Origin of the sequence: Dickeya parazeae Ech586, assembly GCF_000025065.1 — a bacterium.
Lineage (GTDB): Bacteria > Pseudomonadota > Gammaproteobacteria > Enterobacterales > Enterobacteriaceae > Dickeya > Dickeya zeae.
Genome location: NC_013592.1, coordinates 4,785,534 through 4,809,932, shown reverse-complemented (window position 1 = coordinate 4,809,932; position 24,399 = coordinate 4,785,534). Strand labels below are relative to the sequence as shown.

General features: G+C 53.7%; 24 protein-coding genes. 6 read left to right on the top strand and 18 right to left on the bottom strand.

The annotated features are described in order from the left end of the window. Positions 1-369: 369 nt before the first annotated feature. Both DD586_RS20995 and DD586_RS20990 read right to left on the bottom strand, forming a co-directional pair. On the bottom strand, positions 370-1,326 hold the full coding sequence (locus tag DD586_RS20995) for a GlxA family transcriptional regulator (RefSeq protein WP_012886801.1): 957 nt from the start codon (positions 1,324-1,326) through the stop codon (positions 370-372). A 43-nt stretch (positions 1,327-1,369) separates the two neighbouring features. Further along, complete coding sequence (locus DD586_RS20990) at positions 1,370-2,143, bottom strand: MBL fold metallo-hydrolase (RefSeq protein ID WP_012886800.1); 774 nt, start codon at positions 2,141-2,143, stop codon at positions 1,370-1,372. 320 nt (positions 2,144-2,463) lie between these two features. Between DD586_RS20990 and hppD the strand changes: the two genes are divergently transcribed. Then, positions 2,464-3,552, top strand: a complete 1,089-nt coding sequence (hppD, locus tag DD586_RS20985) for a 4-hydroxyphenylpyruvate dioxygenase (RefSeq protein WP_012886799.1) — start codon at positions 2,464-2,466, stop codon at positions 3,550-3,552. 140 nt (positions 3,553-3,692) lie between these two features. Here the strand turns inward: hppD and DD586_RS20980 are convergent, their stop codons facing one another. Next, entirely contained in the window at positions 3,693-4,079 is a 387-nt protein-coding gene (locus DD586_RS20980; protein ID WP_012886798.1) for a winged helix-turn-helix transcriptional regulator, read from the bottom strand. 142 nt (positions 4,080-4,221) lie between these two features. Here DD586_RS20980 and DD586_RS20975 point away from each other — a divergent pair, with 142 nt between their 5' ends. Next, positions 4,222-4,833 (top strand): NAD(P)-dependent oxidoreductase, encoded by a 612-nt coding sequence (locus tag DD586_RS20975; protein ID WP_012886797.1) that lies wholly within the window; start codon positions 4,222-4,224, stop codon positions 4,831-4,833. Positions 4,834-4,943: 110 nt separating this feature from the next. Here DD586_RS20975 and DD586_RS20970 read toward each other — a convergent pair whose 3' ends face one another. The 9 genes from DD586_RS20970 to DD586_RS22415 form a co-directional block, all read right to left on the bottom strand. After that, the gene (locus tag DD586_RS20970) at positions 4,944-5,423 is read right to left on the bottom strand and encodes a GNAT family N-acetyltransferase (protein ID WP_012886796.1); all 480 of its coding nucleotides are present in this window, start codon (positions 5,421-5,423) and stop codon (positions 4,944-4,946) included. A gap of 98 nt (positions 5,424-5,521) precedes the next feature. After that, entirely contained in the window at positions 5,522-5,920 is a 399-nt protein-coding gene (gene arnF / locus DD586_RS20965) for a 4-amino-4-deoxy-L-arabinose-phosphoundecaprenol flippase subunit ArnF (RefSeq protein ID WP_012886795.1), read from the bottom strand. Continuing rightward, the gene (gene arnE / locus DD586_RS20960) at positions 5,917-6,258 is read right to left on the bottom strand and encodes a 4-amino-4-deoxy-L-arabinose-phosphoundecaprenol flippase subunit ArnE (protein ID WP_012886794.1); all 342 of its coding nucleotides are present in this window, start codon (positions 6,256-6,258) and stop codon (positions 5,917-5,919) included. The genes arnF and arnE overlap by 4 nt, the downstream gene beginning before the upstream one ends. After that, the gene (arnT, locus tag DD586_RS20955; protein WP_012886793.1) at positions 6,255-7,913 is read right to left on the bottom strand and encodes a lipid IV(A) 4-amino-4-deoxy-L-arabinosyltransferase; all 1,659 of its coding nucleotides are present in this window, start codon (positions 7,911-7,913) and stop codon (positions 6,255-6,257) included. Before arnT ends, arnE begins: the two co-directional genes overlap by 4 nt. Then, positions 7,913-8,812 (bottom strand): 4-deoxy-4-formamido-L-arabinose-phosphoundecaprenol deformylase, encoded by a 900-nt coding sequence (gene arnD, locus DD586_RS20950; protein WP_012886792.1) that lies wholly within the window; start codon positions 8,810-8,812, stop codon positions 7,913-7,915. Before arnD ends, arnT begins: the two co-directional genes overlap by 1 nt. Beyond that, positions 8,809-10,800, bottom strand: coding sequence for a bifunctional UDP-4-amino-4-deoxy-L-arabinose formyltransferase/UDP-glucuronic acid oxidase ArnA (arnA, locus tag DD586_RS20945; RefSeq protein WP_012886791.1), 1,992 nt, complete (start codon positions 10,798-10,800; stop codon positions 8,809-8,811). The genes arnD and arnA overlap by 4 nt, the downstream gene beginning before the upstream one ends. Further along, positions 10,797-11,780 carry an undecaprenyl-phosphate 4-deoxy-4-formamido-L-arabinose transferase gene (gene arnC / locus DD586_RS20940; protein WP_012886790.1) on the bottom strand — a complete coding sequence of 328 codons (984 nt, stop codon included), beginning with the start codon at positions 11,778-11,780 and terminating at the stop codon, positions 10,797-10,799. The genes arnA and arnC overlap by 4 nt, the downstream gene beginning before the upstream one ends. Then, positions 11,780-12,922: a UDP-4-amino-4-deoxy-L-arabinose aminotransferase gene (gene arnB / locus DD586_RS20935; RefSeq protein WP_012886789.1), complete on the bottom strand. Its 1,143-nt coding sequence runs from the start codon at positions 12,920-12,922 to the stop codon at positions 11,780-11,782. Before arnB ends, arnC begins: the two co-directional genes overlap by 1 nt. Before the next feature lie 989 nt (positions 12,923-13,911). Then, the gene (locus DD586_RS22415; RefSeq protein WP_264084700.1) at positions 13,912-14,043 is read right to left on the bottom strand and encodes a hypothetical protein; all 132 of its coding nucleotides are present in this window, start codon (positions 14,041-14,043) and stop codon (positions 13,912-13,914) included. Positions 14,044-14,157: 114 nt separating this feature from the next. On the opposite strand from DD586_RS22415, the gene aegA reads away from it, so the two are divergent. From aegA to DD586_RS20920, 3 genes are all read left to right on the top strand, one after another. Then, positions 14,158-16,161, top strand: coding sequence for a formate-dependent uric acid utilization protein AegA (aegA, locus tag DD586_RS20930; RefSeq protein WP_012886788.1), 2,004 nt, complete (start codon positions 14,158-14,160; stop codon positions 16,159-16,161). Continuing rightward, on the top strand, positions 16,158-16,691 hold the full coding sequence (locus tag DD586_RS20925; protein ID WP_012886787.1) for a 4Fe-4S dicluster domain-containing protein: 534 nt from the start codon (positions 16,158-16,160) through the stop codon (positions 16,689-16,691). The genes aegA and DD586_RS20925 overlap by 4 nt, the downstream gene beginning before the upstream one ends. 285 nt (positions 16,692-16,976) lie before the next feature. Continuing rightward, positions 16,977-17,717 carry a 4'-phosphopantetheinyl transferase family protein gene (locus DD586_RS20920; protein WP_012886786.1) on the top strand — a complete coding sequence of 247 codons (741 nt, stop codon included), beginning with the start codon at positions 16,977-16,979 and terminating at the stop codon, positions 17,715-17,717. Positions 17,718-17,806: 89 nt separating this feature from the next. Here the strand turns inward: DD586_RS20920 and DD586_RS20915 are convergent, their stop codons facing one another. Then, positions 17,807-19,144, bottom strand: coding sequence for an NCS2 family permease (locus tag DD586_RS20915; protein ID WP_012886785.1), 1,338 nt, complete (start codon positions 19,142-19,144; stop codon positions 17,807-17,809). 273 nt (positions 19,145-19,417) lie between these two features. Here DD586_RS20915 and yieH point away from each other — a divergent pair, with 273 nt between their 5' ends. Then, the gene (gene yieH, locus DD586_RS20910) at positions 19,418-20,089 is read left to right on the top strand and encodes a 6-phosphogluconate phosphatase (protein WP_012886784.1); all 672 of its coding nucleotides are present in this window, start codon (positions 19,418-19,420) and stop codon (positions 20,087-20,089) included. Between the two features lie 20 nt (positions 20,090-20,109). On the opposite strand, the gene DD586_RS20905 is transcribed toward yieH, so the two are convergent. From DD586_RS20905 to pstB, 5 genes are all read right to left on the bottom strand, one after another. After that, entirely contained in the window at positions 20,110-20,868 is a 759-nt protein-coding gene (locus tag DD586_RS20905; RefSeq protein WP_012886783.1) for an amino acid ABC transporter permease, read from the bottom strand. A 1-nt stretch (position 20,869) separates the two neighbouring features. Beyond that, complete coding sequence (locus DD586_RS20900) at positions 20,870-21,616, bottom strand: amino acid ABC transporter permease (RefSeq protein WP_012886782.1); 747 nt, start codon at positions 21,614-21,616, stop codon at positions 20,870-20,872. Positions 21,617-21,730: 114 nt separating this feature from the next. Further along, entirely contained in the window at positions 21,731-22,567 is an 837-nt protein-coding gene (locus DD586_RS20895; RefSeq protein WP_012886781.1) for an ABC transporter substrate-binding protein, read from the bottom strand. A 240-nt stretch (positions 22,568-22,807) separates the two neighbouring features. After that, positions 22,808-23,554 carry a phosphate signaling complex protein PhoU gene (gene phoU, locus DD586_RS20890; protein WP_012886780.1) on the bottom strand — a complete coding sequence of 249 codons (747 nt, stop codon included), beginning with the start codon at positions 23,552-23,554 and terminating at the stop codon, positions 22,808-22,810. A gap of 13 nt (positions 23,555-23,567) precedes the next feature. Beyond that, positions 23,568-24,344: a phosphate ABC transporter ATP-binding protein PstB gene (gene pstB / locus DD586_RS20885; protein WP_012886779.1), complete on the bottom strand. Its 777-nt coding sequence runs from the start codon at positions 24,342-24,344 to the stop codon at positions 23,568-23,570. Positions 24,345-24,399: the final 55 nt, after the last annotated feature.

Here is a 24,399-nt window from a genome sequence, read left to right as displayed (position 1 = left end):
TCCCCGGAGTTGGAGCAAAAAAAAAGACCAAAATAGAGACGCTCCCCTCACGGGAGAGCATTTCTATTTTGGTCTTGCCTGCTTTCGCAGTAACACGCCATCATAAAAATGGGTTACTTCGCCGGATTATCTAAGCAGATACGACGTATTCCAATCACAATTGGATGAAAATGTGAACTTGGCTACGTAAAATTTACATTCGGCCTTAGCGCGTGATCAGCCGAAAAATAACCACCAGATAATGGTAGCCGCACTCACAACGAATCCACCCTTGAAGGTTAAGCAGACTTCCACGCCCGCCCCCTGAGGGCAATCAATAAAACCTACCCGACATTACAGAAGACAGCCCTGGACTTCATAATCCGTAGACTATCGCCCCAGAAACGTCCGGCGCCACTCGCCGGGCGTGACGTTAAACTGGCGGCGGAAGTGCTGACGCAGTGACGCGGCAGTGCCGAAGCCGACCTGCCCGGCGATGGCCTCAATCGACAACGTGGTGGATTCCAGCAATGTCTGGCTTTGTTGCAGGCGCTCGGCCATCAGCCATTCACCGACCGACATCCCGGTGGCCTTGTGAAACTGTCGGGTGAACGTGCGACGGCTCATTAGCGTCCGGCGCGCCAGGTCATCGAGATGATAGGAATGGTCGAGGCGGCTTCTCAGGTAATCCAGCAATGCGTTGATTCTGGCATCCTGCGTCGATGTTGGCATCGGCCGCTCGATGAACTGTGCCTGACCGCCTTCACGATGCGGGGGAATCACCATCCTTCTGGCGATTTTATTGGCAATAACACTACCGTGGTACTTTCTGACCACATGCAGGCAACAATCCAGCCCAGCGGCCGTCCCTGCCGAGGTGATAAGCCGCTCGTCTTCCACGTATAACGCCTGTGTATCCAGCCGTACATCCGAAAAACGCTGCTGAAAATCCTGCGCGAACTCCCAGTGTGTTGCAGCGTTGCGCTGCGTAAGCAATCCGGCCCAGGCCAGCACATAGGTGCCCAGACACAGCCCAACCAACAGGCTGCCACGGGCATAGGCCTCAGCCAACGCCTCCAGCAACGCCGGATTCGGCATCTCCTGTGGGTTACGCCAGTAAGGCACCACCACGATATCGGCTTGCGCCAGCGTATCCAGCCCGAACGGGGTATCAATCTGCAACCCTTGTGCGGAACGCAACACACCCTCTTCACCAGCACAAAGATGCAATCTGAATAACGGTTGTCCCGGCAGCACATCGCCGAAAATCATGCAGGGCACCGATAAATGAAACGGGCTGAACTGATCGCAGGCGACCACCGCGACCGATGGAATAGGCTTACTCACATTACGTTCCTCCTGCGTTGTCACTGCCCGTTTTGTATACCGGCTACAGCATACAGGACTCGCCATCGGCCGGAATCAATACCCGACCCGACACGCCATGTTGCTGCACAAAATCCGCCAGAGCCTCACGGCTCAACGCCGAATGGTTAACCGCCTCCATATGGCTGGCGATGAGGGTCGCATTCGGTGCGTGCTGCGCCACGGCCAGCACATCCTGCTGATTCATGATGATTGACCCCAGACCGACAATTTGCGCATCGCCGCAGTTGAGCACAATCACTTCCGGCACATAGCGACGCAGATTTTCCGCCACGTCCGCATTCCAGACGGTATCGCCCGCCAGATACAGCGTTTTTTCCTGTGGATGACGCAGCACGACGCCACACACCTGGCCCAGTCTCTCGCCCAGTTTTTCCATAATGGCATCACTGCCATGCTGACCCGGTGTTTTACTCAGCGTGATATCGCCAAAAGTACTCTGCTCGCTCAACAGCCGGACATCGCCAAACCCGGCGGCGCGAATCACGTCCTGATCGTGCTCATGCTGGGTAAATATCGGTAATGATTTCGGCAGCCGGGCAGCAGCGACCTCATCCCAGTGATCAAGATGCGTGTGGGTAACAATCACCGCATCCACACCGGCAAACAGCGCCTCCAGCGTGACCGGCAGGTCCACCAACGGGTTACGCAAATGGCTGTTCAGCGTCCCCTCAAAACCGGGATAAGCGCCTTTGTCAGCCAGCATCGGGTCGATGAGAAACGTTTTACCGGCGAAGCCAAGTTTTAGCGTCGCGTTTCTGATCTGGGTAATGTTCATAGCGGTATTCCTCTTTTTAAGACAAACATGGCGCACTACCGTCATTCTGCTTAAAAAACCACGCCACCAGCAGTGGCCCAAAGGTCATTTATCGCTACATTTGGGCCAAATAATTATTTTTCATTACACCGGAGCGCATGCAATAACTATCGATTCGCTAATGAATAATTATCAATAAATGAAACTACTTCGAATTTATTTACTGTGTTTTTAATAAGAAAAAATTGTTATCCATGAATGAATAATGGCGCTATTATTCACCTTAACAAGCCCGTCTTCGTTTTATTTCAATCACCTCCTTTATGGACAAAGGAAATAGTATGACTAATTTATTAGCCAACCCGCTCAATTTAAATGGATTTGCTTTTATCGAATTTGTCACCGATGAACCAAAAGCGCTATCGACATTATTCATTTCGCTCGGGTTTACCTGTGTTGCACACCATCGCCACCGCGCCATTTCGCTGTTTCGACAAAATAATATCAACTTCCTTGTGAATAATACCGCCACCGGTTTTCCGCGAACCTTTCTACAGGAACACGGTGCCGGGGCCTGCGGTATGGGGTTTTATGTCAAGGATGCGCACCAAGCGTATGAACAGGCGCTGTTGTCCGGTGCCAAACCGGCAGAGCAGGCCGCTAACCCAGGTGAAATTCAGGTACCGGCGATTGAGGGAATTGGTGGTTCAAAAATCTACTTCATCGAGAAATATCATTCGGATATCGATATCTTTGATATCGAATTTTCATTTATTCCCGGTGTTGAAAAAAATCCGAAAGGATTTGGGCTGCACACCATTGACCATCTGACTAATAATGTCTATCAGGGAAGAATGGATTACTGGTCTGAATTCTACAGCCAGATATTTAATTTCCAGCAAATTCGTTATTTTGATATTGCGGGTGAATATACCGGTTTGCACTCAAAAGCCATGGTCGCACCAGACGGAAAAATTCGTATTCCGCTGAATGAAGAAGCGGAAGGCAGTAATGGGCAAATCCAGGAGTTTTTGCGTCGGTTTAATGGCGAAGGGATCCAACATATCGCCATGCAAACCGATGATATTCTGACGACACTCGATCAACTGCGCCAGGCTGGATTACCGTTAATGACCGCACCATCCGATACCTATTACCAGATGGTGGAAGAACGCCTGCCAGGCCATAGCCGGGATATCGCCGCGCTGCAAAAACGCGGTATTTTGCTTGATGGCAACACCGATAACGGGCAGAAAAAGCTACTGTTGCAGATTTTCTCAGAAACCCTCATCGGCCCTTTGTTTTTTGAATTCATCGAGCGGGACGGCGACGAGGGCTTTGGCGAAGGTAACTTCAAAGCGCTGTTTGAATCCATGGAGCGCGACCAACTGGCGCGTGGGGAAATCAAAGTCACGACAGAAGCGGTCTAACCCCCGGCTTGTATCAGACGCGGCCTTGAGCAGCACAAGGCCGCTACCGCCTGAATAGCAATCGTATGTATGGTCTTACTATCTATTACATGCCAGCAGTATTGGAAATTATCGCGCGGGCGCTCAGTCGCCCGTTGATGTCAGGCGTTATCTGTTTTTTGCCCATAGATTTTGCGCGCTTCACAAATCGTACGGTGATGCGCATCCGCCCATTCCACTAACATCTTCATGGGTTGTAAAAAAGAACGCCCAAGCTCGGTGAGCTGGTATTCCACCCGAGGCGGTACTTCAGCATAGATCGTACGCCTGACAAATCCGTCCTGCTCCAGTAATTTCAATGTCTTGGAGAGCATTTGCTTGGAGATATCGCCAATACGGCGCATCAGTTCATTAAAACGTAGCGTGCCATCACTCAGGGTTTCCAGCACCAGCAGGCTCCACTGATCGCCAATGCGATCCAGCACATCTCGTATCGGACAAGCCTGTTCAAAGACAAAAACATCTTTTTCAGCAACGGTTTTCGGCATCGCACACTCCACAATAGTCAGCTCTTGATGACCAGATAACACACGGGTGACTTCTTGCGCAGCGATCGAGCTTTGCGCATAATCCCTCCCAATGGTCTACATAATAGACCTTTCCCCTAATGAAGACTACAAGGAATGGAACATGGCTCATATTGCACTGATCGGCGCTTCTGGCAACGCGGGTTCACAGATTCTAAACGAGCTGTCTGACCGTGGTCACCAGGTCACCGCGATCGCCCGTCATCCGGAAAATATCGCCTCGCTGCCCGGCGTTACGGCTAAAAAAGGGGATGTATTCGATGTGGCCGGGCTAGCGGCACTGCTGGCAGGTCATGATGCGGTGATCAGTTCGGTACATTTTACCAGCAGCGACCCGCAGATTCTTATCGACGCCGTGCGCGCTGCAGGGGTGAAACGCTATCTGGTGGTCGGTGGTGCCGGTAGTTTGTTGGTCGCACCGGGTCAGCGTCTGGTAGATCAACCTGGCTTTCCAGAGGCTTACAAGGCAGAAGCCACCAAGGGTGCCGATTTTCTCGATCTACTGAAAACCGTTACGGACCTGGACTGGACGTTCCTGTCGCCATCGATGATGTTCGTCCCCGGTGAACGAACCGGCACATTCCGTCTTGGTAAAGACGACCTGCTGACCAACGAACAAGGCAGCAGCATCTCTTTCGCAGACTACGCCATTGCATTAGTGGATGAAGTGGAAAAACCACAGCACATCCGTCAGCGTTTTACCGTTGGTTACTGAGTTACACCCGGTATGACAGGGATGCTTCCTGTGTCCAGGCCCTGTCCTTTTACCCTCGGCAGGCAGCGGGTTTTCCGCCGCCTGTTTTTTTCCGCAACGGATACTCCAGGCTATTCCTGTGCCACCTGTTTCAGACTGTCACCTTCCAGCCGGTAGCGGATCCACTCGTTTTGTGGTGCAGCACCCAGACTGTCATAGAAATCGATGGCGGGCTGATTCCAGTCCAGCACACTCCATTCCAACCGCCCGCAACCGCGTTCAACCGCCAGACGAGCAATATATTTCAACAACGCCTTACCCGCGCCATAACCACGATAATGTGGCGAAACATATAAATCTTCCAGATAAATACCATTGCGCCCAAGCCAGGTGGAGTAACTACTGAAGAACACCGCAAACCCGATCGGTTCGCCGTTCCATTCGCAGATCAGTGCTTCGGTAGACGCGCCTTCACCAAACAGCGTTTGCTCAATTTCCTGCTGATTGGTCTTCACCTCATGCAGCGCTTTCTCGTACTCTGCCAGCTCACGAATAAAATTCAGAATGGTGGCGGAATCCTGCTGCACCGCCCAACGGATATGTAAGGTCATAAGAAGATCCCAGTGAGTCAAATGGGAAACGATAACCGGGAAGTGAGAAACGGGAAAGAGAAAACACCACCTTCCCGCATCGTCATATCAGTAAGACATCAGGACTCGTCGTCCAGACGCGAGGCTTGTCGGCTGCACACCAGCCATACACCGACAATAATCAGCGCGATAGCCAGCAGCTTGCCGGTACTAAACGTATCAGGGAAGATTGGCATCGCCACCGCCAGTCCCCATACCAGCACATAGCTGAGACTCAGCAGTGGGTAAGCCCGGCTTAGCGGCAAAAAACGTAAGGCGTTAAACCAGCTCAGCATCGAGAATGCATACGCCGCCAACCCCAGCAGTACCGCCGCCGCCGCGATCGGTAATACCAGCATGGCGAACATAAACGGCAGCGGTTCCGTCAATGAGGGAAGCTGAGACATTCCCCATTTCATCGACAGCTGTGCCGCGCTCACCAGCAACACGCTCAACAACGCCCATCCATAGCCTTTCACGCGATCCCTCCCATCAAGATGACACCGATAACAATCAGCGCGATGCCAGCCCACTGCCGCAGGCTGATGGCTTCCCGCCACAGCCAACGCGCCGCCAGTGCAACCAGAATGAAATTCAGGCTCAGCATCGGATACGCCACACTCACCGCCACACGTTGCAGCACTGCCAGCCACAGCAGCATCGCCACCCCCAGCAACAGCAGGCTTACCCCCATCCATAACAAAATATGGGCGCGACGTGAACGGCCGCCACTCTGCCAGCTGGCGGCCTGTTTTTGGCTAAGCTGACCGGCGCAGGTCAACAAACTGACCAGCAAAATCAGCAGGTAATTGATCATTGCTGGCGATACCACAATAAGGCGATACGCCCTTTACGGTCAGTGTAATCCGCGGGTGGTAAGTCGGTGATCGGATCAGTTGCTGAAGAGAATATCAATACCAGCGAGACATTCCCTTCACGACGATGCGCCGCCAGCCAGTCGGCAAATTCGCTGGCAGACACCATGCGATCCGCACTGTCTGGATACGACAAGCCGTACTCCAGCTCACCCTGATTATCGTACATCAGAATGTCACTGCGCTTTTGTTCCCAGGCGGCAGCCGACGCAATACCCACACTGTTGGCCAGAATGTAACGACTCTCTGCCAGGTGAGACGCCACCTCCGGTGCACGCAGGAACCACTGCGGATGCTTACTCTCCATCACCCGCTGCGGAATCGCCATACCAACCAGCAACGCAATACCCAGCGGGCAAACCGCCGCCCAATGCCAGCGCGTTGCCGCCTGACGCGACGTCCACCAACCGATCAAACCCCAGAACAAAAACGCTATAACGCCCAACGCCACCTTAGCGCCTTCCTGAGGTTGATAAAGCGGGCGATGCGACAGCCCCCACGGGGCCAGTACCAGCACAACAATCAACGCACACAGCACACCAAACGCCAGATTGATCCAGCCGTTGACGGTAAGCATCTTCGGGCTAAGCAGCGTGGTGGCACGTCGGGCCATCAGAATCGCCAGAGGTGCGAAACAAGGCAGAATGTAGGTCGGCAGTTTTCCTTTGGCGATGCTAAAAAACAGGAATGGCATCACCACCCAACCTAACAGGTAAAATGCACCGCTCTGCTGACGCCGCTCGCGCCACCCCTGTAGCAATGACGACGGCAGCAAGGCCAGCCACGGCAATACCCCCGCAACCAACACCGGCAGGTAGTACCAGAACGGCGCTTTATGCTGAGCGTTCTTAGAGTCGGCGAAGCGCTGAATGTGCTCAATCCAGAAGAAGTAATGCCAGAAATCCGGCTCCTGGCGCGCGATAGCCAGCGCCCACGGTAGCGACACCACTACCGCACTGATAATCGCCAGCGGGCCATATAACAGCACCTCTTTCCAGCGCCGCTCCAGCGTCACCCACGGCAGCACGGCAATCACCGGCACCGCCAGCGCCAGAAAGCCCTTGGTCATGAAGCCCATGCCGCACACTACGCCCAGTAGCAGGTAACCGCCGATTTTACTGCTGCGAGTGGTGGCCTGCGCGGCTCCCCAGAAACTGCACATCGCCGCCGCCAGCCACAGGGTGACGATGGGGTCGAGCACCGCATAGGTACCGATGCCATAGACCAAAAAACAGCTCAGGTAGATAGCCATCGCCAGCAGCGAGGTACGCCGCTGCTGCCACAACCGCTGCGTCAGCCAGTAAATCAGTCCTGCCGTCAGCAAAATGGAAAACACCGAACCAGCACGCACACCGGCGTTATTGTCTCCCAGCAGCCACTGGCCGATGTTATTTACCCAGTAACCGGCGATCGGTTTTTCAAAATAGCGAATCCCCAGAAAATGCGGGGCAATCCAGTTGCCGCCCGCCAGCATTTCCCGGCTGATCTCCGCATAACGGGTTTCATCCGGTTGCCATAACAAACGGCCATTGAGGGGAATAAAGTAGTAGAGCAGTAACAACGCCAGCCATAGCGTTGTTTGACGTGCGTATTTCATCAGGCCGCCTCCACGGTCTGCTGACATCCCAACCAGCCATCGCGTCCGGCGAGAGAACCCCGCACCACGCGTCCGACTGGCAACGTAGTGGTATCATCCGGCAGTAATTCACTGAGCGGACAAAAGCGAATGCCTTCCTGCTCCGCCAGCGCCAGCAACTCGCTGAACTGATCGCTCATCACAATACCTTCCACTTCGGCATGGATGGTATAGACCGGTGTACCCTGATCCTGATGGATTTTATCCAGAATATAGCGATTGAAATCAGCGGCATTGGTTTCCCGGCCGACCGCTTCATCCCAGGTGGGCAACGTGACCGGAATCTGTACCGTACCGGTGCTGCCGTCGTTAAGTAACGGGCGAAACGGCGCGGTGCCGCGACAATCGCTGTTGTAGCGAAAGCCAAACCGCTGTTTGGCTTCGACGGCGGTTTGATCCGCACGCCAGCCTGCTACCGCCGAGCATATTACCGGTTCGCCGGTAATCGACTGCAACGCGTCGTAGGCAAGCTTGATCTGTTGTTCCATTTTGGCCTGATCCCACACCCCGGCCCAGGTTTGCCAGGCGAAGTGATCCCAGGCGTGCAACCCAACTTCATGTTGCCGGGATGCGGCAACAATCGGGTCCGGCAGACCACGGCCGATCACCCGGCCCGGCCAGGCGGTGCCCGCCAGCAGGATATCCCAGCCATACAGCGATGCTGCGCGCGAGCGCAGCATCTTCCACAAAAATACCGGGCGGATCAGGCGCCAGAGATGGCGCCCCATGTTGTCGGGACCAACACTGAAGAAAAAGCTGGCCCGAACGCCATAGACGTCCAGCAACTCCAGCAAGCGGGGGACCCCCACCCGCGTGCCGCGCCAGGTATCAACGTCGATCCGTAACCCTACTTTTCTCATTCGCCGTCCCGACTGAATTGACCGGTTTCAACAGTCTGGAGGAAGAAGTCCAGCGTTTCAGCCACGGTTTTTTCCATCTCGATGGTCGGCTGCCAGTGCAACAGGCGCTTGGCGTTGCGGATGCTGGGCTTACGATGCTCCACATCCTGATAGCCTTTACCGTAGTAGCTGCTGCTTTCTACTTCACGGAAACCGGCGAACGGCGGGAACTGGTTACGCAGCGGATGCTTCTCGAAGCTCTCCAGCAGCATTTCCGCCAGTTGGCGAATGCTCGCTTCGTTTTCCGGGTTACCGATGTTGATGATCTGGCCATCACACACGCCGTCTTTATTCTCGATGATGCGGAACAGCGCCTCGATACCGTCTTTGATATCGGTAAAGCAGCGTTTCTGACGACCACCATCAACCAGCTTGATAGGTGAGCCTTCCACCAGGTTCAGGATCAACTGCGTGATAGCACGAGAACTGCCGATACGCGCAGCATTCAGGTTATCCAGACGCGGCCCCATCCAGTTGAACGGACGGAACAGGGTGAAACGCAGCCCTTCTTTTTCGCCGTAAGCCCAAATAACGCGGTCCAGCAGCTGTTTAGATACGGAGTAAATCCAGCGCTGTTTGTTGATAGGCCCGACGATCAGGTTAGAGTTGTCCTCGTCGAATACCGGGTCGGTACACATGCCGTACACTTCAGAAGTGGACGGGAAAATGATGCGTTTTTTGTACTTCACGCAGTCACGAATGGTTTTCAGGTTTTCTTCGAAATCCAGCTCGAACACACGCAACGGGTTGCGGGTATATTCGATAGGTGTGGCAATCGCCACCAGCGGCAGTACCACGTCACATTTCTTGATGTGATATTCAATCCACTCAGAGTGAATGCTGATGTCCCCTTCCACGAAGTGGAAACGCGGGTTGCCGAGGAAACGTTCGATAGCATCGGAGCTGATGTCCAGACCGAACACTTCATAGTTATCTTCCTGCAACAGACGCTCGGTCAGGTGGTTACCGATAAAGCCATTCACCCCGAGGATCAGCACGCGAGTACGGCGCTTCACGCTCACCACCGGTGAGTTGTTGAGGATAGCGCCCGTCACCAGACCCAGGCTCTGGGCCAGTTGCGCGCCTTGCAGATAAATACCGTTATCTCCCTGGCCGGTCACGATCTCCAGCGCGTCGTTACCACAAGCCACCACCAGCGGCGACGTGCTCAGCACGGTGCCCGGTTTAGCGGCGGCAAAGTCAGTACGCACTTTCGCCTGCCAGATAATGAACTTGGTAGTGCCGACAAAGCTAAATGCGCCCGGCCACGGCTCAGTCACCGCACGCACCAGGTTGTACAGCGCACGTGCCGGTTTCTGCCATTCAATGCGGCCATCTTCCGGAGTACGGCGGCCCACATAGGTAGCCTGGCTTTCATCCTGCGGAATATCATTCGCTTTACCCGCCGCGATAGCCGGCAGGCTATCTTTCAGCAACTGGCTGGCGACGTCACGCAGCTTATGGTGCAGGCTCAGCGCGGTATCGCTTTCATCGATGGCCACACGCTGTTGCGCCACGATATTACCGGCATCAGCACGCGCGACCATACGGTGCAGGGTGACACCCGTTTCGGTTTCGCCGTTGACCAGCGCCCAGTTCAGCGGCGCACGGCCACGATAACGCGGCAGCAGTGAACCATGCAGGTTGTACGCGCCATGCGCTGCGCTTTGCAAAATAGCGTCGCTCAGCAGGTGGCGATAATAGAAGGAGAAAATCACGTCCGGCGACATCGCGGCGATGCGCTCCACCCACAGCGGGTGATTGACGTCTTCCGGCGCGAATACCGGGATACCCAGTTCCGCTGCGGTACGGGCTACCGATCCAAAAAACTGATTTTCCGCGGGATTATCCGCATGGGTAAATACCGCTTCTACGGTATAACCCGCAGCCACCAACGCGCGGAGTCCCACGCAGCCAAAATCATGATAGGCAAAAACAACTGCTTTCATTCTTCATTGTCCTGTTCAGAAAATCGTGGATCATTGCCAACAATATGTTGAATAAAATAGCGGGGACGCGCGCGAACATCGTTGTAGATTCGTCCGATATATTCCCCAAGTAGCCCCATGCCGACGAACTGGGCGCCGATAAAGGAAAACAGAACGGCAAACAGTGTAAACACACCGTCCGCGGCCCAGGCTGCGCCGAAAAACAGACGCATCAGAATCAACAACAACGCCAGCGCGAAACCGGAAATCGCAATGACGCTGCCCACCACGCTCAGCAAACGCAGCGGCGTCGTCGTCAGGCAGGTCACCAGGTCGTACATCAGGTTAATCAGTTTCATGAAGCTGTATTTGGAATCACCAAATTCACGCTCAGAATGGCGCACCAAAATTTCAGTAGTACGACGGGCAAAGGTATTAGCGAGAATCGGGATAAAGGTACTGCGTTCATGGCAGTGCAGCATCGCGTCGATGATATGGCGGCGATAGGCGCGCAGCATGCAGCCATAGTCGTTCATCGCCTTGCCGGTAGTGCGCTGAATCAGGTGATTGATCATGCGAGACGCGGTTTTGCGAAACCAACTGTCCTGACGATTCTCACGGATGGTGCCCACCACGTCATACCCTTGCTCCGCCGTGCTCACCAGTCGGGGAATTTCTTCCGGCGGGTTTTGCAAGTCGGCATCCAGCGTGATGATAAGGTCACCCGATACATGACTGAATCCTGCCATGATCGCCGAATGTTGGCCGTAGTTACGATTGAGGATTACCGCCACCACATGGCTGCCCGGTGCCTGCGCGGCTTCGGTCAGCATTGCGGCAGAATTGTCGCTACTGCCGTCATCTACCAGCAGGATTTCATAATCCTGACTCAATTGCTCACAGGCGGTGGTAGTACGACGAATCAGTTCCGGCAGGCTTTCCTGCTCGTTGAAAACCGGGATCACCACCGAGACTTTATTAATTGCTTCCATGTCTGACATCAGTGTTTCCCCGCCAGTTCAGTTAACGCCTCTACCACCCTGTCCACATCCTCGTCATGCATATCCGGGAACAGCGGCAGGGAGCAGATACGCGCTGAGTTCCAGTCGGTATTCGGCAGATGCAGGTTAGTGAAACGCTCACGGTAATATTTCTGGGTATGTGCCGCGCGGAAATGCAGGCCAGTGCCGATATTACGCTCTTTAAGCGCCTGCATCAGGCCGTCGCGATCGATACCGCAACGCGCTTCATCCACCCGGATAATAAACAGGTGCCAGGCGTGCTGATGCGGCCATGACGGCAGTGACAGCGGCTGGAATGGCAATGACGCCAATTTTTGCAGATAACGCTGGGCCAGCGCTTCGCGGCGAGCATTATTAGCAGCAAGTTTGTTCAGTTGCACCAGCGCAATCGCCGCACTGATATCCGGCAGGTTGTATTTGAAACCCGGCGACACCACTTCCGCCTGCGGCGCACGGCCCTGCACCATGCGATCAAACGCGTCGACCGCCAGACCGTGGAACTTGAGGCTACGAATGCGGTTGGCCAGTTCGTCGTCGTCCGTTACCACCAGACCGCCTTCAGCGCAGGTCATGTTTTTGATGGCATGGAAGGAGAAAATCGCCGTACCTTCGCCACCGACGTGGTGGCCGCGGTAGTAAGTGCCAGCCGCATGAGCCGCATCTTCAATCACCGGGATGCCGTGGCGACGGCCGATGTCTCGAATTGCGTCGATATCCGCTGGCGCGCCAGCATAGTGAACCGGGATAATGGCTTTTGTGCGGGGAGTGATGGCCGCTTCAATCGCTTGCGGCGTCACCATCAGATTGTCGCGATCCACATCCACCATGACCGGTTCAGCACCGAGTAGTACGATCATGTTCAGGGTAGAAACCCAGGTCAGCGACGGTGTGATAACCTCATCGCCAGCGCCAATCCCCAGCGCCATCAGGGTGACATGCATGCCACCCGTCGCAGAACTCACGGAAATGGCGTGTTTCGCGCCGGTCAGTGCAGCAAACTGTTGTTCCAGTTCCTGATTTTTAGGGCCAGTGGTAATCCATCCGGAACGAAGAACCTGCTCGACTGCGGCAAGCTCTTCCTCACCTAACGCGGGGCGTGAGAAAGGTAGAAAATCAGCCATGTAAAAATTCACTCTCAGGTTAAATCGATGATTGTTGGTATGGCGAGATAATATTTTAAACGCTCTGGTAACACCGCCGTCCCGCCATCAGAATCGAGTCTGGGGATAAACACGTCAGGGGAAACCACTCCTTAGGTCCTTGCGCAGCATAAGTAGAAAAGCAATCAGTGACAGAAGTATGACTATCAACAATATCACCTGTCTGACAATTAGCAGACGAGCATAGCGCAGATTTCTTAGTTGAGTATTAAGACGCTTTTTTTCAGGCGATGTTCAACCCGCAAGACCAAAATTCACGGTGCGAACTCAATTCGCAAAACAAATTCAATCGATGAAAGGGTAACAAGCTATGCTTAAACCCATCATCAATAAAAATAGAGTTCAACGATGATAGCTACCCATCATAACGCGCATATAAACACACGAAATATAATATTTTTTCGTGATAAACATCACGCAGACATCAAAACAAGACAATAATTACGATTTCTTGCAATATTATTAACGCCCATTGAAATAGAAATAAATCTTATTTATATCTATTACTTATCTTGCTATGAAATTTATCGTACTGCGCAATGCATTGCGAAATAGTAAACAGATATAGCACGTTACTTTCTCTTCAGCCGCGACCGCTATCTCGCGTTTCCCTCATATCCTTTAATTATCATAAACAAAGCATAGCCAGATTTTATGATATGACAACCGCTCAGGAAGAAACGCCATCGTGATAAAGACGGGATAAGCGCCATCGGTATGATGCCGATGCATCTGTTACTCCTCTTCTTTTACCGACCGCTCTTCTGTTACTCCTCTGTTGCTACAAAGCCCGCCGGTTTTACATTCTCTTATCTTGTCAGGGGATATTTCCGTCTTTTTTGATAACTGCATGAAAGTTTTTGGTTATTTTTACCTCACTTTATCTGTTCTATATCAAGATTTACGCCGATCCGAGCCGTTAGGATAAACATCATTAACTGAGGGGATCGTTATTTTTTCTCCTGACGAGACAGGTACCAGGCCCCTTCCAGAATCACTTTTTCAGTGACCCGCTCAGACTGATTTCGTCTCTTTTCTTCTGCCCCGGCAGACAATGCCGACGTCATACAGCCTGTAATCACAACAGACATCCCGCATCGATTAAGTTAGTGAACACTTACTTAATTCGATAAGGGCTCGCCTGAAAATGTGTGCGGGTCATAAGCACACCCATGCTGTACATGTCGGGAGAGGATATGAATCAGTTTGTTATCGCAAATGCGAAGGATTGTATCGGCTGTAATGCCTGCGAGATTGCCTGCGTGATTTCCCACAATCACGGGCGTTATCCGGAAAACAGGGAAGATTTTCACCCCCGAATCAGGGTCTATCATCAGGGCGATCAACACACAGCGGTAACCTGCCGCCATTGTGAAGACTCACCTTGTGCAAAAGTATGCCCCACACAGGCGCTGGTCAGAAAACAGGACGGTATTCAGTTGATCGCCGAAAAGTGCATTGGTTGCAAAACCTGCGTGCTGGCGTGTCCGTTTGGTGCCATCTCCGTCGAAAACCAGGCTCAGGGTGCTAGTGCGCATAAATGCGACCTGTGTATTGGTCGTCCTGAAGGGCAGGCCTGTGTAGAAGCCTGTCCTACACAGGCGCTCCATCTTGTAAGTGAACGCTCACTTGAAGAACAACGTCGGGAAAAACAACTACGCATGGCGCAAACCGGTATCCCCGGTGCACCACGTGCCATTCCTACCTTTGCCGCAACGGCGTGCCACCCGCTGGACAAACGGAAGAACTGGCCACGCCGGGATGCGGTCAAAAAACCCCTGGAAGAACGGGTCGCCACGTTTAACGAAATCTATCATGGCTTCGACGCAGAACACGCTCACGATCAAGCCAGCCGCTGCCTGCATTGTGGTCAGAACGCCATCTGCGAATGGACCTGCCCACTGCACAATAATATCCCCGCGCTACTGCAACTGGTGCAGGAAGGGCGCATTCTCGATGCCGCCGAGTTGTCACACCGAACCAGCAGCTTGCCGGAAATCTGCGGTCGGGTCTGCCCACAGGACAGGTTATGCGAAGGTGCCTGTACGCTGGGCCGGGGTTATGGCGCCGTAACTGTAGGTAATATCGAGCGTTATATCACCGATACCGCGATGAGCATGGGCTGGCAGCCAGACCTAAGCCAGGTTACCCCCACCGGCAAACGCGCAGCCATCATCGGTGCCGGACCGGCTGGACTGGCTTGCGCCGATGTACTGGCACGCCACGGCGTAAAGGCGGTGGTCTTTGACAGGCATCCTGAAATCGGTGGGTTACTGACCTTTGGTATTCCAGCTTTCAAACTGGATAAATCAGTGTTGGCCCGGCGTCGGGAAATATTCAGCGCGATGGGGATCGAATTTCGCCTGAATACCGAAGTCGGCACCGATATCAGTATGACGCAGTTGCTGGCGGAATTTGACACGCTGTTCCTTGGCGTCGGCACCTACCGCTCCATGAAAGCGGGTCTGGAGAATGAAGACGCCCCCGGTGTCTATGACGCGCTACCGTTTCTGATAGCCAATACCAAGCAGGTCATGGAATTACCGGCATTACCCAATGAGCCTTATGTATCAATGCAAGGTAAGCGTGTACTGGTACTGGGCGGCGGCGACACCGCGATGGACTGCCTGCGCACGTCGATCCGTCAGGGTGCGACCTCCGTTACCTGCGCCTATCGGCGTGATGAGGCCAATATGCCGGGCTCACGTAAGGAAGTGAAAAACGCCCGTGAAGAAGGCGTGGAATTTATCTTCAATGTTCAGCCACTCAAGATTTACCTGAACGATGATGGGGCGGTTTGCGGTGTCGGTCTGATTCGTACTGAAATGGGTGAACCGGACGCCAGCGGTCGTCGTCGGCCCAAACCCGTGCCAGGATCTGAATTCGTGCAGCCTGCGGATGCGGTGATCACCGCATTCGGGTTCCAGACGCACAGCATGCCGTGGCTACAACATGCTCATATCTCGCTGGACCACTGGGGCCATATCACGACAACGCCTGTTGATGACAGATACCCCTGCCAGACCAGCCATCGGCAGGTATTCGCCGGTGGCGACGCAGTGCGGGGCGCTGATTTAGTAGTCACCGCTATCGCGGATGGCCGTAAGGCTGCACAAGGTATGCTGCGAGTGATGGGGCTGGAGAGTCAGGACATGTCGCTGCCGGTCAGAACGATGGCGCAACAGGAGAATCGGTTATGAATCAGTTTGTGATCGCAGACGCCGCCAAATGTATTGGTTGTCGCACCTGCGAGATTGCCTGTGCTGTCGCCCACGCTGGTGGCAACCAACAAAAATTGAATAAATCGCATTTTTTTCCGCGCCTTAAAGTAATAAAAAATGCTAACGTGAGTACACCAGTACTGTGCCATCAGTGTGAAAACGCCCCCTGCGCCAGCGTTTGTCCGCACGATGCGCTGGTGCGGCATCAAGACAGTATTCAGGTAATTTCATCGCGGTGTATTGGCTGTAAAAGTTGCGTAATCGCCTGTCCGTTCGGCGCCATCGATGTGGTGACGCCCGCATTCGACGGCGAAACATCTGCCCCCTCGCTATCAGGCAGTGAAGTTCATAAATGCGACCTGTGTATCGGCGTTGCCGATAGCCCGTCCTGTGTTCGTGTGTGCCCAACATCGGCATTAACATTGGTAACACCGCAGGCGCTGGCCGAGCGGGTTTATGAAAAGCAGCAATGCTCTGCATGGAATCACGCAGATATCCGTCTGCGCTGATGTCTTTATTTGCCCGTGATGCCAGGATGCGTTCACGGGCATGCCGCACTGTGTTGACATGATGTGATGTCAGTCCGATTTTGTTTCAAGCAAAATAAAATCAGTTTTAATAAAAAGTGCTTTTTGACGTATTCTGCTCAAACAAGGATAATTATCGCCGATTTCTCCGTCAGTTTTTCTTTGGCACGGATATTTGTCTGACCATTTGCGTCGGAAATAAACTTCACCGAGCAGTTATTCTACTAAAAATTATCAGGTTTTTTTCGTTGGCATCATGGAGTGAATATGACCTGTCATTTCGTCAGGTGGGCAAGCACGGAAGCGTTACCCGATCTGCAACGGTTATCGGATGACCTGATTTCATCCACGCACAGCTTTTCAGTAAAACGCCGCGAGCGTTATCTGAAGAGCCGGGCGCTGTTGGCAGAAATGATGTTTTATTTTTTCGGTTATCCAGTACTTCCACCTTTAATGGTCTCGCCTAACGGCAGACCCTGTTTTGTCGATCCGCATCTCCCCGACTTCAGCCTTGGCTACGCAGGAAATACCATCGCAATCCTGCTGAGCGAAGAAGGTAAAGTGGGAATGGATGTGGAAATTATCCGCGTCTGGAGTCGTGAAACACCCCCTCACCTGCAAACACAGACCCACGCAGAAAAAGCCTGGATTGACGCTCAGATAGATCCGCTGGAAGCGGCTACCCAGCTGTGCACCATCCGTCAGTCAGTACTGAAAATTCCCGGCTTCAACATCGGAGGGCCGGAGTCGCTCAAATTGCATCCCGCCTCAGGTCGCCTGCGCTCCCGGCATATTCCGGATGTGGAAGTGATAAGCGACATTGATGATTACCTGGCCTGGGCTTGCGCCCATACCCCACGTCTTGATCGGTTGGTGATGTGGAATTACACCTCGGCTTACGGCATGCGAAAATCCGGTGAAATCATCCAGCAACAACGTCAGTCGCGGCGCTATATCAAACTCAGCAGCCACGCGACGGAAAACGCGTCTGCGCAGTATGCGATGTGACGGGAAAGGAAAGAGCAGGAAAGCATTCGAGCAATGACATCATCAATAGCGAGCCGGGTTACCCCGGCTCACGGATGACTCACGGATAATTAGTGGGCGTCGATAAACACGATCTTCAGCAGGAACAGTACCGCAACCACAATCACACACGGGCTGATTTCGCGCCAGCGACCCGTTGCCGCTTTCATCACCGCGTAGGAAATAAAGCCCAACGCGATGCCTTCTGTGATCGAGAAGGAGAACGGCATCATCACGGCGGTCACAAACGCCGGTACGGCTTCGGTCAAATCGTCCCAGTTGACGCGGGCCAGACTGGACGTCATCAGCACACCAACATAAATCAGCGCACCCGCGGCTGCATAGGCCGGTACCATCCCCGCCAGCGGCGACAGGAACATCACCAACAGGAACAATATCCCCACCACGACGGCCGTCAGGCCGGTACGGCCACCGATAGAAACACCGGAAGAGCTTTCGATGTAAGCGGTCACAGACGACGTACCGATAAATGACCCTACCACCGAACTGATACTGTCGACATACAGCGCCTGTTTCATCTGCGGAAATTTACCGCGAGCATCCACCAGGCCTGCTTTATCAGTCACGCCAATCAGCGTGCCGGAAGAGTCAAACAGGTTCACCAGCATGAAAGAGAAAATCACCCCGGACAGACCGATATTCAGCGACCCGGCCAAATCAACCTGCCCGACGACATTGCTGACGCTCGGCGGCATGGAAAATACGCCAGTGAATTTCACATCCCCCAACAGCGCGCCCAGCAGCGTGGTGACCGCGATGGAGATCAACACCGCCGCATGAATATTGCGCGATGCCAGCACCACGATAATGAAAAAGCCCAGCACACCCAACAGCACGCTATGTGAGGTCAGCTTGCCGACCGACACCAGCGTTTCCGGGTTCGGCACGATAATCCCGGCGTTTTTCAGGCCAATCATGGCGATAAACAGACCAATACCGCTGGCGATACCCAAGCGCAAACTGAGCGGAATATTGGCGATCATCCAGTAGCGCACCTGGAATACCGTCAACAGCAGGAACCCTACCGAGCCCCAGAAGATAGCCCCCATCGCAACCTGCCACGGCAGGCCCATGGTGCCGACCACAACGAACGCGAAAAAGGCGTTCAGGCCCATGGCAGGTGCCAGCGCAACCGGCAGATTAGCCAGCAACCCCATAAAAATACTACCAAAAGCGGCGATAAGACAGGTGGTAACAAACACCGCTTTGGTGTCCATCCCGGCCGCGCCCAGAATCTGCGGGTTAACGAAAACGATATACACCATCGTCAGGAAAGTCGTGAACCCGGCAATGGTTTCAGTACGAACAGTGGTGCCGTGTTGCTTCAGTTTGAACACGCGCCCCAACAGCCCTTGCTCAGCAACGGAACCAGACTGAGATTTATCCATGATAAATGACCCAAAGAGAAGAAAGGAAAGATAATCGCCCGGTATCCTATACCAAAATACGGAGCAGTTAACGCACCCGTCGGCTTTTTTTTCCCAGCGATAACTATTTTCTATATCTCCTGCCTGTTCGCTGCGTTTTCCCCTTACTTCCCGATGGGAAAACGTTTGTCCGCTACAGAAATAACAACCAGTCACCGGCTTATTTGCGCAAACATCGCATTCTGCGGTCAGTCAGGTAAAGTGGGGGTTTTGGTCCCCTGATAAGGAACGCCCATGTCCCGGATTGAATGCGTATTTTTCGACTGTGACGGTACGTTGGTCGACAGCGAAGTCATCTGCTGCCAGGCCTACGTCAATATCTTTATTCCCCATGGCGTACAGCTACCGCTGGATGAAGTCATCAAAACCTTTAAGGGAATGAAGCTCTACGACATTATCGACTGCATCAGTGAGCGTTTTGGTCTGACGGTTTGCGTGGAGGATATGGAGCGTCATTTCCGTCAGGAGGTCGCGCGGCTTTTCGATCTTTCACTACAACCGATCCCTGGCGTGAAAGAGGTGCTGGCAGCGCTTCATACGCCGAAAGCGGTCGTGTCCAACGGACCGGTCAGCAAAATGCAGCATTCACTCGGGTTAACCGGCTTGTTGCCGTTTTTTGGCGAGCATCTGTACAGTGGCTACGATATCGGGAAATGGAAACCGGACCCGGCGTTATTGCACCATGCCGCACAACAGATGGGGGTAACGGTGGAAAACTGTATTCTGGTAGAGGATTCCGTTTCCGGTACGCAGGCCGGCATCGCCGCGGGTATACCGGTGTTCTACTACTGTGCTGACGAGCATAACGCGCCTATCGATCACCCGTTGGTGACGATGTTTCACGATATGGCCCAGCTACCCACGCTGTGGCAGGAAAAGGGATGGGCGTTGACCGCGACGAGCTGACGCTACCACTGCCTGATGCATCAGGCCACTTCACGCAACGGGGATTCTGGTACGCATGCTGCCCGCCGTCGCCACACTAGCCAGCGACGGACGGGTTTCAGCCCGGCGTGAAAACGCCGACTGACACCCTGTGCCAGCAAATCCAGCGTCAGACAAAAAATAAAATAGACCAGCGCGATAAACAGAAACACTTCTGTCGGATAAACCATACTGCGGTTGTTAACCTGCGTTGCCAGAAACGTCAGCTCACCGACGCCCACAATGTAAGCCAGCGAGGTATCTTTAATCAGGGAAATCCACTGATTGATGAACGACGGCACCATCATGCGCAGTGCCTGCGGCAATACGATGTGCCACAGTGTTTGCCAGCGCCCCAACCCGAGCGACATCCCTGCCTGCCACTGGCCCAGACCTATCGCCATGATGCCCGCTTTTACGCCATGCGCCAGATAAGCCGACGCGATCAACGCCAGTGCACACACCACCGTCGTGATTTCAGGGATATCGACGCCAAACACGATAGGCAACAGAAAGTAAGTCCAGAAAATCAGCATGATCACCGGAATTGCCCGGAAAAACCCCAACACCACGGCCAACAGCCCACCAGCCCAGCCGCGCAACATCGCCAGCGCGACCCCCAGCACCGTTCCCAGTACTGCCGAGATAAGCCCGGCCATCAGGCTAAGCACCAATGTCAACGCCGCGCCCCCCAAAGGGCCATCAGGATAGGTGCCCCACATCAGGTAGCTAAAATTGTCGCGAATGATTGAAAAATCCATCTCAATGCCCTCTGACTGGCTGCCGATGTTGACGCCACTGTCCCCAACCTTCCATCACGGCAATCACCGCGATATACAGCACCGTGGCAACGCCAAACGCCTGAAAGGTGCGCAGCGTTTCCGTTTCCACCTGCCGGGAGGCGTAAGACAGCTCTGCCACACCGATGGCCATCGCCAGCGATGAGTTTTTGACAACGTTCATATACTGACCCAGTAATGGTGGCAGAGCGATACGCAGCGCCTGTGGCAACACCACATAGCGCATCGCCTGCCAGCCGGTTAGCCCTAACGCGCAGGCGGCATACTTCTGACCGCGCGCCACACCCGCGATACCGGCACGTACTTCTTCAGCGATAAACGCCGCAGAATACAGCGTCAGGCCAAATAATCCGGCCAGGAACTCAAACGATGGCATGTCCAGCCCAACCAGCGGAATCACATGCGGGCGGTTAAGCCATTGCATCGCCCCCTCTGGCAGCAACTGGGCCGCGCCGAAATACCAGAAAAACAATTGCACCAGCAGCGGGGTATTACGAAACAACGCGCAATACGCTATCACCGGCCAGCGTAGCCACCGCGTACCGCTGTCTCGACCGGCTGCCAGTATCAGCCCTGACAACGTTGCCAGCACCACGGTCGCCGCCGCAATACCCAGCGTGACCTGAAATCCCTGCCACAGCCATTGCAGATACTGCGGTGCCAGCAGCGTGTCAGCCAGCCATTGTTGGAAAGATTGAGCAGTTATCATCAGCAAGAAGGCCTCTGGGATACGGCCAGAGGCGAGCCATCATCAGGTAAGAAATCAGGGAAGCCACCACCGAACAGCGAAGGCGGTTACCTCGAGCTTAATGTCATTACGAACTTAAGCCTTGGGCTGTTGTTCCAGCGGTGCAATCTTGAAGTCACCGCGCGGCTGGGCAGACGGTGTTTGCGGCCCAAACCAACGGTTATAAATCTTCACAGCGTCGCCCTGTTTTTCCAGATTCAGCAGGATATCGTTCACTTTCTGCGTCAGACGATCTTCCCCCTTCGGCAGGCCGATACCTTGATACTCTTTGGTGATGCTAAACGGAGAAATTTCAAAGTCGGCTTTCTGCGCCGGTGCCAGATTGCCCAGCAGCCCAACCAGTTTAGCGTCATCCTGGGTGATGGCCTGTACGTTGCCGTTACGCAGTGCGGCGAACGCCAGCGGGGTATCGTCGTAGGAAATTACTTTCGCAGTCGGGTAATGTTCGCGCAGGGTGATTTCCTGCACAGTGCCTTTATCCGCGCCAATGCGCAGGTTTTTAAGGTCATCCGGCGTTTTCAACACGCCTTTGCGGGCGATGAATTTCTGGCCGGTCGCAAAATAGGGCACACTGAAATTGACTTGTTTAGCGCGCTCATCGGTGATGGTGAAGTTGGCGGCGATCAGGTCGACTTTTTTCGAGGTCAGCAACGGAATACGGTTAGCCGGATTGGTGGCGCGCAGTTCCACCTTGACGCCAAGCGCGTTACCGATGGCTTGTGCGACGTCGACATCATAACCCACCAGTTTTTTACTCTGCGGGTCGACATAACCAAACGGTGGATTGCTGTCGAATACCGCGACTTTCACGACACCGGCTTTCTGGATGTCATCCAGCTTGTCAGCCTGCGCGTTACCGGCCAGAGAAACCAAACCCGCCAGAAGAGAAAATGCCAAAAGAGGTTTTTTCATTTTTTATCCGCCTGTAGCCGTTATTTATAAAGAATGATGAGTGGATAACCACTTGTTAATTCAATAAATGCAGGCTAACAGCGGCTACAGCGCGTCGGAAATAATATAAACACCCATAATATGAACTTATGTTATATCCGCTCAGTGGCAACCCCCGGTGACAGCAACGGCGACACCCGGTTACTCATAACAACGCCCCGAAAACGGGGCGTTGTGTACACATCGGAAAACCAGCCGGGCTTATTCCGGTTGCTGCGTTTCCGGTTTGTCGGCATCTTTCTGTGCCAGCATTTTTTCCAGTGCGTCGCCACCCAGATGACGAAAATCCTGGCCTTTGACGAAGTAGAAAATGAACTCGCAAATGTTCTGGCAACGGTCACCGATACGCTCGATGGAACGGGCACAGAACAAGGCGGTCAGAACGCTGGGAATGGTGCGGGAGTCTTCCATCATGTGGGTCATTAACTGGCGCACAATGCCTTCGTACTCTTTATCCACCTTCTTGTCTTCCATGTAGATGCGTTTGGCTTCATCCAGATCCATACGGGCAAACGCGTCCAGCACATCGTGCAGCATCTGCACAGTGTGGTTACCCAGCGACTCCAGGCTCACCAGCAGCGGCTGATGCTGATGAGAGAACTTCTCCAGCGCGGTGCGGCAGATTTTATCCGCCACGTCGCCGATGCGCTCCAGCTCGGAAATCGTCTTGATGATCGCCATGACCAGACGCAAGTCACTGGCCGTCGGCTGCCGCTTGGCGATGATACGCACGCACGCTTCGTCGATAGCCACTTCCATCATGTTGACTTTAGAGTCACCTTCGATCACGCGCTGTGCCAGTTCCGCGTCGCGGTTATGCATCGCGGTGATGGCGTCGGTCAGTTGCTGTTCCACCAACCCGCCCATCGTCATAACCTGGGTACGAATGCTTTCCAGCTCGGCATTAAACTGACCGGAAATATGTTTGTTTAGATTGAGATTTTCCATGATACTCCCGTAATCAACCGTAACGACCGGTGATGTAATCTTCGGTCTGTTTCTGCCGTGGCGCGGTAAACAGAGTATCGGTATCACTGAACTCAATCAGCTCGCCCAGATACATAAACGCCGTATGGTCGGAACAACGCGCTGCCTGTTGCATGTTATGCGTCACGATCACCACGGTATAGTCTTTCTTTAATTCAGAAATCAGCTCTTCGATGCGGCCGGTAGAGATCGGATCCAGCGCCGAACAGGGTTCATCCAGCAGCAGAACGTCTGGACGAATGGCGATGCCGCGAGCGATACACAAACGCTGTTGCTGACCGCCGGACAAGCTGTAACCGCTCTGGTGCAACTTATCCTTGGTTTCCTGCCACAGTGCCGCTTTGGTCAGCGCCCACTGAACACGCTCGTCCATCTCTGCACGCGACAGCTTTTCAAACAGCTTCACCCCAAAGGCAATATTGTCGTAAATAGACATCGGAAACGGCGTCGGCTTCTGGAACACCATCCCCACCTTGGCGCGCAGCAACGCGATATCCTGGCTATCGGTCAGAATATTGTTGCCATCCAGCAGAATATCGCCTTCGGCACGCTGCTCAGGATAGAGCTGATACATTTTATTCAGGGTACGCAGCAAGGTAGATTTACCGCACCCCGACGGCCCGATAAAAGCCGTCACCTGATTTTTGGCAATATCCAGCGTGATGTTTTTCAGCGCATGAAATTTTCCGTAATAGAAGTTCAGATTGCGCACCTGGATTTTGCTGGCGGATGTCTCTGTGACCATACTCATCAAGACTTCTCTCTTCTGGCGAACGCCGCCTGTGCGACGCCCGGATATACATTTA